Source organism: Vibrio sp. TRT 2004, from assembly GCF_050113735.1.
Taxonomy (GTDB): domain Bacteria; phylum Pseudomonadota; class Gammaproteobacteria; order Enterobacterales; family Vibrionaceae; genus Vibrio.
The window spans coordinates 1-11,828 of record NZ_JBNJOH010000017.1 but is presented as its reverse complement, the minus strand read 5'-3'; the positions used below and the strand labels follow the sequence as shown (position 1 = coordinate 11,828).

The 11,828-nt window shown below is 45.8% G+C and carries 9 protein-coding genes and 1 riboswitch; of the genes, 2 read left to right on the top strand and 7 right to left on the bottom strand.

What is annotated here, in order from left to right; genetic code table 11:
- Position 1: 1 nt before the first annotated feature.
- The 3 genes from thiB to mpl form a co-directional block, all read right to left on the bottom strand.
- A complete protein-coding gene (gene thiB / locus ACQEXR_RS09055) occupies positions 2-1,009 on the bottom strand; it encodes a thiamine ABC transporter substrate binding subunit (RefSeq protein WP_138973852.1) in 1,008 nt (335 codons plus the stop codon).
- Between the two features lie 52 nt (positions 1,010-1,061).
- A riboswitch (TPP riboswitch) is annotated at positions 1,062-1,182 on the bottom strand.
- Between the two features lie 53 nt (positions 1,183-1,235).
- The gene (locus ACQEXR_RS09050) at positions 1,236-1,859 is read right to left on the bottom strand and encodes a flavin prenyltransferase UbiX (protein ID WP_427020159.1); all 624 of its coding nucleotides are present in this window, start codon (positions 1,857-1,859) and stop codon (positions 1,236-1,238) included.
- Positions 1,860-1,873: 14 nt separating this feature from the next.
- On the bottom strand, positions 1,874-3,226 hold the full coding sequence (gene mpl / locus ACQEXR_RS09045; protein ID WP_138973854.1) for a UDP-N-acetylmuramate:L-alanyl-gamma-D-glutamyl-meso-diaminopimelate ligase: 1,353 nt from the start codon (positions 3,224-3,226) through the stop codon (positions 1,874-1,876).
- 307 nt (positions 3,227-3,533) lie between these two features.
- Between mpl and fbp the strand changes: the two genes are divergently transcribed.
- Positions 3,534-4,550: a class 1 fructose-bisphosphatase gene (fbp, locus tag ACQEXR_RS09040; RefSeq protein WP_138973855.1), complete on the top strand. Its 1,017-nt coding sequence runs from the start codon at positions 3,534-3,536 to the stop codon at positions 4,548-4,550.
- Positions 4,551-4,595: 45 nt separating this feature from the next.
- Here the strand turns inward: fbp and ACQEXR_RS09035 are convergent, their stop codons facing one another.
- From ACQEXR_RS09035 to tamA, 4 genes are all read right to left on the bottom strand, one after another.
- Positions 4,596-4,955, bottom strand: coding sequence for a DUF2799 domain-containing protein (locus tag ACQEXR_RS09035; RefSeq protein ID WP_426951996.1), 360 nt, complete (start codon positions 4,953-4,955; stop codon positions 4,596-4,598).
- 63 nt (positions 4,956-5,018) lie between these two features.
- Positions 5,019-5,366, bottom strand: a complete 348-nt coding sequence (locus ACQEXR_RS09030) for a gamma-glutamylcyclotransferase family protein (protein WP_427020158.1) — start codon at positions 5,364-5,366, stop codon at positions 5,019-5,021.
- A gap of 15 nt (positions 5,367-5,381) precedes the next feature.
- Positions 5,382-9,155, bottom strand: a complete 3,774-nt coding sequence (tamB, locus tag ACQEXR_RS09025; RefSeq protein WP_427020157.1) for an autotransporter assembly complex protein TamB — start codon at positions 9,153-9,155, stop codon at positions 5,382-5,384.
- A complete protein-coding gene (gene tamA, locus ACQEXR_RS09020; RefSeq protein ID WP_427020156.1) occupies positions 9,152-10,867 on the bottom strand; it encodes an autotransporter assembly complex protein TamA in 1,716 nt (571 codons plus the stop codon). Before tamA ends, tamB begins: the two co-directional genes overlap by 4 nt.
- A gap of 116 nt (positions 10,868-10,983) precedes the next feature.
- Between tamA and msrA the strand changes: the two genes are divergently transcribed.
- A complete protein-coding gene (gene msrA, locus ACQEXR_RS09015) occupies positions 10,984-11,610 on the top strand; it encodes a peptide-methionine (S)-S-oxide reductase MsrA (RefSeq protein WP_427020155.1) in 627 nt (208 codons plus the stop codon).
- Positions 11,611-11,828 lie beyond the last annotated feature (218 nt).

Below are 11,828 nucleotides of genomic sequence, written 5' to 3'. Positions count from 1 at the left end.
CTTAGAAAGTTAATGCGCTTTGCCACTCACGAATCCATGACTTGCGATTATCCGCCACTTCATCAGCACTAAAACCGAGAGCTTTGCTTGGTACTGTCAGAGTCTCAAAACCTTTCGGTAATGCAACTCCCGTTACTGGATACATCCAGTTACCCGTTGGCATCGCCGATTGGAAACCGTCACTGAGGATAAAATTCATAAACTCATCAGCAAGCTGTTCGTTTTTTGAACCCTTAACTTTGGCTGCCACTTCCACTTGAGTGTAATGACCTTCAGCGAAGTCTGCTGCCGCAAATTTCGCGTCGTTCTCAGCAATCAAATGATAAGCAGGTGAAGTGGTGTACGAAAGAACCAAATCAGATTCACCCTCAAGGAACATCGAGTACGCTTCTGACCAGCCTTTGGTTACGGTAACGGTTTTTTTCGCTAACTTTTGCCATGCCTGAGAAACGTCATCACCGTAGACGGACTTCATCCATAACATTAAACCTTGTCCCGGCGTTGAAGTACGTGGGTCTTGGTAGATAACTTTAAGATCTTCACGAGATTCAACCAACTCTTTCAAGCTCTTAGGTGGATTCGCCAATCTTTCCTTGTTGTAAACAAAAGCAAAATAGCCAAAGTCATAAGGAACAAAGGTCTTGTCATCCCAGCCATTCGGCAGAGTCACAGCACTGGTATCGACATTATGTTGGCTAAGCAAACCCGTTTTCTTCGCTTCTGCCATTAAGTTGTTGTCTAACCCCAAAACGATGTCCGCTTTGCTGTTTTCCCCTTCTAGACGTAAGCGATTTAGTATCGATACACCATCATCTAACGCGACAAAATTAACGTCACAGCCACACTGTGCTTCAAATGCTTTTTCTACCGTAGGGCCTGGACCCCAATCTGCGGCGAAGGAATCGTAAGTGTAAACAGTCAAGGTTTTGTCTGCCGCAAGAGCAGAAAAGGACGTTAGGCTAACAACAGCCAGAGTACTGATTGAAATGGTATTTAGAGTGGTTTTCACTGCTCGCTCTCTCCTTGTATGAGCGGCACAGGCTTGAGGGACAATGTGGTTAAGGATGTCCAGACTCAATTCCTACGCCAGCATTATCTGGTTCAGGTACACGGGTCCCGAGCAAAGCTCGATCTCAGCTGAGTCCAATATAAATGGCCTCTATCGCTCCCCGATGAGTAACGGACAAATTGTAATAGTTATGTGACTCAATAGCTAGAGTTGATGAGAAGAACTCTTAACTACGTTGGTCATATCCCCAACGCGGTACTAAGCCCTGCTCAATGCCAAGATGATCTAAAATACGTGCGACCATGAAATCGACAAGATCTTCTATCGACTTGGGTTGATGATAAAAACCTGGAGCCGCAGGCATAATCGTGACACCCATCTGCGACAATTTGAGCATGTTTTCCAAATGAAGAGTCGAAAACGGAGTCTCCCTCACCACCAAAAGAAGCTGTCCACGCTCCTTCATCACCACATCCGCTGCTCGCTCGATTAGATTATCCGACATCCCATGTGCAATCGCGGCTACACTACCGGCTGAGCAAGGACACACTACCATCTGTTTTGGTGCCGCAGATCCCGAAGCAACAGGAGAAAACCAGTCATCCTTGCCGCAGACAACCAGTTTTTCTCGGGCACATTTAAAATGGTCAACCAACGCTTGCTGTGTGGCTTCAGGGTGAGCGGGCAATTTCAGATCATGCTCGGTAGCGAGAACCACACGAGCGGCAGACGAAATCAGCAGATAAACTTGATAGTCCGCAGCAAGTAAGCACTCTAACAGCCGCAATCCGTAAGGCGCACCGGATGCTCCAGTAAAAGCTAAAGTGATGGCTTTATGTTGTTTGTTCATTCTTTAAAACTACGTTATTGAGCCAGTTTATCCACCAGCTTAGTGTGAATACCTTCAAAGCCACCATTGCTCATCACAAGAATGTGATCACCCGCTTTCGCACTCGTCACGATCTTCTCCACAAGTTCATCAATCTGTGCGCTCACTTGGGCAGGTTGGTGGCACTGATTGGCTACATCTTCCACCGACCAATCAATGTTGTCAGGCTGGTAAAGAAACACTTCGTCAGCGGTTGCCAATGATGCCGCTAAGGTTTCCTTATGAACACCACGTTTCATCGTTGCGCTGCGCGGTTCCAATACCGCAATAATTTTCTCTTTGCCGACCTTGTTACGTAATCCACCTAGGGTAAGTTCAATTGCGGTAGGATGATGAGCAAAATCGTCGTAGACGGTCACACCGTTCACTTCACCTTTCAGTTCCAGACGACGCTTAGTATTAATAAATTTAGCCAATGACTCACAGGCCAAATCTGGTGTCACTCCGACATGGCGCGCCGCTGCAATCGCCATCAAGGCATTATCGACGTTGTGGTCACCAACCAAGTCCCATCGAACAATACCCACTTCTTCGCCTTGGAAGAACACCTTAAACTGAGAACCATCTACAATCAGCTTCTCAGCCTGCCAATCGCCCTCTTCACCGCTAAATTCAGTCTCACTCCAGCAACCGCGTTCTAATACATCTGCAAGATCAGCATCTTGCTTAGGCGCGAGAATACGACCATTTCCAGGAACGGTACGAACAAGGTGATGGAATTGTCGCTTAATCGCTTCTAAATCATCAAAGATATCCGCATGATCGAACTCAAGATTGTTCATCACTAAAGTGCGTGGGTGGTAATGTACAAACTTAGAACGCTTGTCAAAAAAAGCACTGTCGTATTCATCTGCTTCGACGACAAAAAAGACACTTTCGCCTAAACGTGCTGAAACACCGAAGTTTCCTAGTACGCCACCAACAAGAAATCCTGGCTGATAGCCACAGTCTTCTAAGATCCAAGCAAGCATGCTCGAAGTCGTTGTCTTGCCATGTGTACCCGACACCGCTAGCACCCAACGGTCATGGAGTAGAAACTCTTGCAACCATTGCGGTCCAGAAGTGTAACGAATTTGGCTGTTTAGCACGTACTCAACGCACGGATTACCTCGACTCATTGCATTACCGATAACAACCAGATCCGGTGCTGGGTCAAGCTGAGATGGGTCAAAGCCTTCTATGATTTCAATACCTTGCGATTCCAGCAACGTACTCATCGGTGGATAAACATTCGCGTCACTACCTGTCACTTTGTGTCCAAGCTGACGAGCGAGTATCGCTGCGCCACCCATGAAGGTGCCACATATTCCCAAGATATGAATGTGCATAACTGACTTTGTCCTAGGCAAAAATTATCTGTTCATTATGGCGACAAAGCACTGAAAAGCGAACTACTTTGATCACCAATAATGATGTTAACCCATTCAGTTGATTACTCTTCATCCACACAAACTGGCGTGGTCATCAATGCAAGCCGAAGATGAGTCGACAAATAAATTGAGATCTCAAGCAGTTAGTTCATTACCAATAAAAAGATCTTACTTTTAGAATTAACACGGGCACTGATTCAAGATCCGTAAGAGATAGACACTGTCCATCCCCCATATTTTTGAGCGACTTTTTAAAGGAAAAACCATGTCTGGAATGCGCACCCTTGGCGAGTTCATTGTTGAAAAGCAAGCGGACTTCCCCCACGCTAGCGGTGATCTATCATCCCTACTCTCTTCTATTCGTCTTGCGGCCAAAATTGTTAACCGAGAAATTAACGCAGCTGGCCTAGGTGATATTACTGGTGCTGTTGGCACTGCGAATGTTCAAGGCGAAGACCAGCAAAAGCTAGATGTTTATGCTAACGACAAATTTAAAGCCGCTCTTGAAGCTCGAGATCAAGTGTGCGGTGTCGCGAGTGAAGAAGAAGATGAAGCGGTAGCGTTTAATAAAGAACTCAACAAAAATGCTAAGTACGTTGTTTTGATGGACCCACTAGATGGTTCTTCCAACATCGACGTTAACGTTTCTGTTGGTACTATCTTCTCAATCTACCGTCGTGTGTCCCCTATCGGCACACCACCGACAGAAGAAGATTTCCTTCAACCAGGCCACAAACAAGTTGCTGCAGGTTATGTTATCTATGGTTCTTCAACCATGTTGGTATACACAACAGGTAACGGGGTTAATGGCTTTACCTACGATCCATCGCTAGGTACGTTCTGCCTTTCTCACGAGAATATGATGATCCCACAAGATGGCAGCATCTACTCGATTAACGAAGGTAACTACATTCGTTTCCCTCTTGGCGTGAAGAAATACATCAAGTACTGTCAGGAAAACGCCCCAAGTGAACATCGCCCATATACTTCACGTTATATCGGCTCACTCGTTGCTGACTTCCACCGTAACTTACTCAAGGGCGGTATCTACCTTTACCCAAGTACGCAAAGCCACCCAAACGGTAAACTTCGTCTATTGTACGAGTGCAACCCTATGGCTTATATCATTGAACAAGCGGGCGGTGTTGCCTCTGACGGTGTAAACCGAATCATGGACATCAAACCTACCGAGCTTCACCAGCGCGTCCCTTTCTTTGTCGGGTCGAAAAACATGGTGAAAAAGGTCGAAGAGTTTTTAGAGCTTAATCGCGAAGAAAACTAACCTTTGCACACAAAAGAGCCGACAGTTGTCGGCTCTTTTTCTAGGTTAGAACATCGACCCCGCAGTGGAGTTTCGACCTGACATATAATCTTGACTAAAGAAGGGATCGAGCTGATCGCAAACACCGTGATAAGGTCTTCCTCGCACGCCCAACATATAAGCATTCTGCCCGCAGTAATTAAGACGCCCTTGTTGATAACCTTTGGTGTAGGCGTCATAAAGTGCCTGATTAAAAAAGCTGCCGCTATCTAGCTTGGCAAGTTGCTTCTCAGATTGCTGTATATAACCCTTGTCTCCGCGAGAGAGTCCATAATTGAACCAATCACTCTCTACGCTACTGAGTGGGGTCGGTTGAGAAGCGCATCCCGCCAGCAACAACAACCCCAGTGTTAACATGTATCTCATGCTCCCCTCCTTTACCTTTAGTGGGCAGTTTCCTCGCTACTTGATATAGACTGGAGCAAATTACTACACTTTCTGGCACCAGTCTCCTGAGGCGATTAATACATCTAACTGGCTAATATCTTGATAGATATAGACCCAAGCAAGACCAAATGTTGTCTCTATCTGCTTCCGTCGATAAATGACCGGAACATCTTCGATGGAGTCCAACTGCTCAAGAGTGTGCTCATCTATTAGATAGACCTCGCCGAAAATCGCACTCTGTCCATCTGATACGGCTGGATACGAGCCAAGATCATACAAACTGTAAATAGGAGGGGTCGTATGCTTGCCAAGGTATTGAGAGTCCTCTAATAGATAATGGTTTCTCTCACCCTGACGTAAGGTTCCATAGACAAAAACGAGATGTTGCATCGCCTTCCTTCGCTCTTAGTTGAATTCAAACTGATACAGTACATCCACTGCACTATCTACACCGGAAATTGCTTCTAAGTAGAGATCCTGCATTAATCGATATCGCACAGTAAACTCACCCACTGAATCAAAAATACCGACGCCATATTTCACCTGTAGCCCAGGTAAAATATAGCCGCTCACCGTTACCTGCGAGTCATCGCCAGAGCCTGCTGTATCAAGTTGGAGATCTTGTACACCAAACGCTTGTCCGATCTCACCAACAACACGGCCACTCTTGGCCAAGCTCAATCCAATCAAAGTGGTGGTCATAGCATTCCCCCCGGCCTCACCATCAATATCCTGCCCCCTGAGCAAATAGGATAGTGCATTTGCCTGTGGCATCGCAGGATCAGAGAAGATGGTCACTGTCGGCTCGCTGGCTGGTCCTGTCACCTTAACACCTGCCGTCACATCATCTTGCGTGTTGTCCGGATTTCGAATAGCAGAAATCTGCACATACGGTTGATCAACAGGACCATTCATTAAGATCTTACCTTCATTGATAATCAGATCCTGACCAAATGAACGGTACGAACCATTAGTGATGTTAACTTCACCCGTTACAAATGGTCCTTTGTCTTTTTGTGCAATATTGAGCTTACCAACCAAACCACCTTCAAGACCAAATGCAGACAACTTAAAATCATCGCCAATCTTAATATTGATATTGGTTTCTAGTGCAAATGGGACTTTACTTTCCGATTCCATCGGCTCTAGATCATCGTTCAGTAAAACCTGATCTTTGGACACTCCGACCGCACTTGGCGGCAACTCTTCAACCACAATTCGTCCCCAAGGTAATGCGATGTCTCCATCTACTCGGACGACCTTTGGCGAAGCAGAAATGGTCATATCCGGTTGCACTTTGATCTTCACCATTGGCGGAACGTTAACCAATAGCTCCTCTGCAAAGACTCGAATGTTGGAGTTCCAATCTTTCAGATCATTCCAATCCGCGTCACCGGAAACTTCTAGATTCCCATCTGGGGTATGGATGGTCGCGGCCAATGAAGCGTCATAACCCGCAAAATTAATAGCTACACGTCCTGAATCAACTTCGACCGGTGAGATGTCCCCTTGAAGCAAGATATCATCGACAACAAACTGACCATTCACCTTGGGATGTAACGCTGGACCGCTAATCTGTAGATCCGTACTTAGATTGGATTCTAACTTACTGTACTCACCAATTATCGGCGCCAAGAAATCTAGGTTAAATGTGCTCAATTTAAAGCGACCATCTAACTGCTTATCTTTCTCTAAAACGTTAGGAATCGTAACGTTACCTGAGATATCACCATTGTTGCTAATGTCCAACATCCAGTCTGCTTCGAGCTTATTGTCGACTAAGTTAGCATTCAGGTTAACACTCTCCCAACCGATCTGAACTGGCTGTTCGAGTTGTTGCGTTACCTGTCCCTGAGTTAAATCGACGGAAGCTTTGAGCTGCGGAGCACTATCCGGAGCCCATTTAGCCCACACATTTGCATTGGCGACACCTTTGATGAGCGTTTCTTTGGGCAGCAAAGCCTTGATCTGTTCGAAGTTGAAGCTTGTCAGGCTCAACGCTGCTTCGCCGCTTTGACCGACCTTAATATCCTTATCGAGACACAAGCTAGAATCCGCCTGAAGCCAACAATGAGCAGCGACTGCAACTTGCTGCGTCGCCATCTCAAAGCCCAGTTTGGTGGCTTGGTTTAGACGCCATTCACCCTGTTGTGAAGAGATATTCATACGCTCTAGGGTGCCGTTCCATACAAAATCAGGCTTATCCACCAGAACACCATTGAGCGCAAAACTGGTTGAGGCAATATTCGAAATAACATCAAGCTGCAACTGATGCTGCTGTTGTGTGCCCAAAAAATTCATGCTGACATTATCAACTCGATAGTCTTGATATTTAGCTTGAGTGACTTTCAACGCTAATTGACCACTCGGAGTGGGAAGTGGTGTTACACTGCCTTTGAGCTCAATCTTTGCTACTTGAGCTTGCTTTTGCCAATCAACAGCTGAAACGTTTAACGCAAGGCCAACTTTCGGCTCTTTCAACACACCACGCAATGAGACATTTCCCACGGCTTTACCCTGCAAATCGGGAACGGTTTTGATCAAATCAGGAAAGTTTATCGCCAGATCAAGACGCCATTCTTTATCCAATTCACCTTTTGCTTTAATGCTATTCGGACCATGTGACAATACGAGTCCGGTAGTGCGCAAACTTAACTCACCGTTGCCCTTGCTATCTTTAGCGCTCAGCGCTCCTTCGATATTGAGAGGGTAATCGCGCAAGATACCGTCAATGTCGAGCTTAGGTACTTCAATCGTCCAGCCACCTTGTTCAGTAAGTGCACCTGTTGTTGAAATAACACCACTTATATCACCTTCCGCTTCAGACCATTGCAGTCCAGGTTGTATATGAGAGAGAGATAAGTTAGCGGCCCAGTTCACAGGAGCGCTCCAATCAGCCATTATGTCGCCAGACACGGAGCCTCCGAGTGTATCGACATCGATTTTACTCAGATTAACATGAGACAAATCCCCCTCACCTTGCAATGACACCCCAACATCAGGAACATCTTTACCTTTTACATCGGTGACAAGAGAGAGTTGGTATCCATCTAATGAACCTTTAGCCTTTAACTCGTCGAGAGAAACAAAGTAATCACCTTTCCCAGTCAGCGGCCATTGTGCTTTAGCTTTTAGCAACGAGATATCAAAAGGAACATTCGGTTCTAACGGCTGTAATTGAGCAGATAACTGAGCTTGAGCCAAACCCGTTAAGTTCGCCGCTAATCCTAAATCCGCGACACTACCTGACACTTTTAAATCTATCTTTTGTCCCGCAGCAATTTCTTCTTTAATGGTTGCATCTAGTGCAAGCGACAACGGATAGTCACCGCTCAGTTTAATGTCTGTTTTTAATTGCGCCTCAACTTGAGGCATGTCGAGTTCTAAAGTATCGATAACGACCTGTGAACCTTTCGCTTTGGCAGCAAGGCCAAGATGGTTGACAATGATCGGCGTCTCTTGATCAAGCTTGAAGTTTTCAACATCGAGACGTACGAGTTCAACCTGAAGCGGCAATTTCACTTCTGGTAGAGTGATCGCTTGTGCCTCTTCCGTCGTCGGAGATGCTGGCGACTCTTGGGGATTCTTACTTTCTTCATCTGAGCTTGGGGCAAGCTTGACTAATGGGTCGAGAAACTTGGTCTTGTTAATGCGTAAGCGATTACCCTGAAAAGAAGCGCTCGACGTAAATAAACGCCAAGAGATCTGGTTTCCAAGCACATCGAGATTAATATCTTCAAGCTTAAGCCAACTCACTTTTATTGGAACTGGTGACGTAATGTTTGTTGTTGCCGTTTCTGGCGCAGTTTCTGTCTCGGGAGTTGAAGGAGGCAACTGCGGCATAGAAAAATTCAGACCTTTAATGGCTAACTCATCGATACACACTCTCGGTTCAGTGAGACACGTTGGCGTTACGGCCAAAGTAAGCGAGGTAATCTTTGTGTCTACTTGCAAGTCGTCATCTTTGAATACGACGCCATGTAACGTAAAGCGAGGGAATAGCGCTCCCTGAGTCGAAGAAACCGTTAGCTGAGGAACAAATTTCTCAGCCCCCCATAGAGCAAGATTCAATCCGGTATTGGTAAAAAGTAATCCACCCAATGCCAGTAAAATCATTACCATTAATGCGGCAAAAATCAGTGATATCCATTTTGACCACTTAATTACAACATGGGTCATAGTTCAGGTCCTAAGGTAAAGTGGATCTTGAATTCATCGCCTTTTGCCGCGTCTAAGCCCCAGGCAAAATCGAGTCTAATTGGTCCGACGGGTGAAGCCCAACGAATACCAACCCCCGTTCCTCGTTTTAGATCCGGCGTGTCATTAAATGCGTCACCTACATCATAGAAGACGGCTCCCCACCAGTTACCATAAACTCGGTATTGATACTCCAGTGAGCTGGTCGCTAAATACTTAGCACCTGTCAAAGCGCCACTGGTATCTTTTGGCGAGATAGATTCGTAGCCATAACCACGTAAATTGTTGTCACCACCAGCAAAGAAACGTAGAGATGGCGATAGTTTCTCAAACTCTTCAGCAAAGTTAGCACCACCATCAATACGGAAAATGCCTCGGTGGTTTTCACCTACACCACGAATCCATGTCATCGCGCCCAGCAAACGCGTCACTCGCGTCTCTGACAACATGCTAGGGTCACCATACTCAACGGTTAAGCTCTGTCGGTCACCCCACATTGGCATAGCCCCACCTCGAATTCGACTACGTGAAAAGGAGATACCAGGTAAAAGGAACTGCGCATTGTCATCTTGTAAGCCCTGTTCATAGTTCTCCAGTAGATATCTTATGTAGAGCGTTCTATGCCAGCCATTATCCAACACCCAGTGTCTCTCCAAAGCAAGATTGGATTCCAGACTTTTGGTGTCACGGCTATCAAGGTTTTTCATACCATATTGAATTCGGTAGTACTCTTTCAATACGTCGTCTAACGGAATGCGATAACCGGCGGTGATCGTCTGCTCAGGCGCAGAAAGAGAAAAACTACTGTCAAAGCTATGACCTCGGCTGTTTACCCAGGGTTTCTTCCATTTTAATGATCCACGGACACCCACATCCGTCGAATAGCCAAGACCCGTTTCAAGCTGGTTTCTCGCCTGAGGCGCGAGAGAGACTTTCATTGGCAGTTCTCTTGCCTCGCCTAATTGAGTCAAGTCTGGTTCCACAAATACTGACGAAAACCAGTCGGTATTGGACAGGTTTTGATTGTACTCGCCCACCTTAGCCACCAAGTAAGGTTCTCCCTGCTTGTACGGTGAAATTGACTCAACGCGATCATCTTCGATTTGGCTTCCAGTAATGCTATTCGCGCCAAAATGGTAGCGAATACCACTATTAAACTCGAGTCGGATAAACGCCTGATTTAGGCTAGGGGCAACTTCAAGACGACTCTGCGTAAACTCGCCTTCGAAATATCCTCTCTGCAAAGCAAGGTTACGAATCGAACTTTTGAGTGAGTCATAATGATTGTGTTGTAGAGCACTCCCCTGCTGCAAACCACTTTTCTCAATCAAGGCTTGGAACTCAGGATCATTCTCTGCTTCACCTGCTATCTGGATATCCAACTGCGCTATGGTCGTTACTGGGCCAGGATCAATATTAACGGTCACCAGTTTTTGATCATCAGAGACTTTAAAATCGTAACTAGGATGGTAGTAACCCAGTGCATTTAGTGATTCAGTGAAGTTGCGCTCTAAACGTGCTTTAAACCTAAGGCTGACTTCATAGTCTTGTTCAGGAATCGAAGATAGATAAGCTTCTACATTGTCCAATAGTACACCATCGACACCATTGATCTTGAGATCAACTTGATTTGCCCATACTGGAAAAGTGAGTGAAGCTAGGGTGATTAGGACTGGTAAAGGTTTGATGATCATGCTTAATTATCTATCTCCATAACGTTAGGCAATAATAACGCCTGAAAAAAAATAAGTCTGTATGAAAACAGTCAACTAGGCGGTCTATCTCATAATACACAGCAAGGAAACTCACGATGCTCAACAAACAAACTATGATTACCGCGCAAGAAGCGCTGCCAGGCAGAAACACACCACTCACCATCGACGATAGTCATTTCGTCAATCAATCCAGTTTGACCGCTGAACCTCCACAAGGTTGCGAACAAGTTCTATTTGGTATGGGCTGTTTTTGGGGAGCTGAACGACTTTTTTGGCAACTCGATGGCGTGGTCAGCACATCGGTCGGCTATTCTGGTGGTTTCACACCGAATCCAACTTATCAAGAAGTATGTAGTGGTCAGACAGGACATACTGAAGTCGTTCGTGTTGTCTTTGATACTCAAGTGATCTCTTTTGAACAACTGTTGCATGCTTTTTGGGAAAAACACAATCCTACTCAAGGTAGGCGTCAAGGTAATGACCTCGGCACTCAATACCGATCTGCTATTTATGTATATAGTGACGAACAGTATCAAACCGCCAGTGCTTCCAAACAGGCTTACCAAGCTCTACTGGGTGACGATGTGCAATCGATCACCACTGAGATTCTGCCCGCGGGTAAGTACTATTACGCAGAGAACTACCACCAGCAATATCTGGCTAAAAATCCCAACGGCTACTGTGGTTTGGGTGGTACTGGAGTCTGTTTCCCTCCCCAGTAAGAACAAAAGCAAAAAAACGCCCATTTGGGCCAGCTCCTATCACTTAACGTGTTCGCAACGTACTGGATAGCGAACCATACTGTTGCGAACGACCCCTTTGTAGCAGTGGGGTATTTTCTGATTTTTCATCATTTGTGATGGTTCACAGTCTCCTCGGTGCATTTCTTGCTTCCGGGCAACTTTTTGCTCGATCTGGGCAAGATCTTGCTCGATTCGAG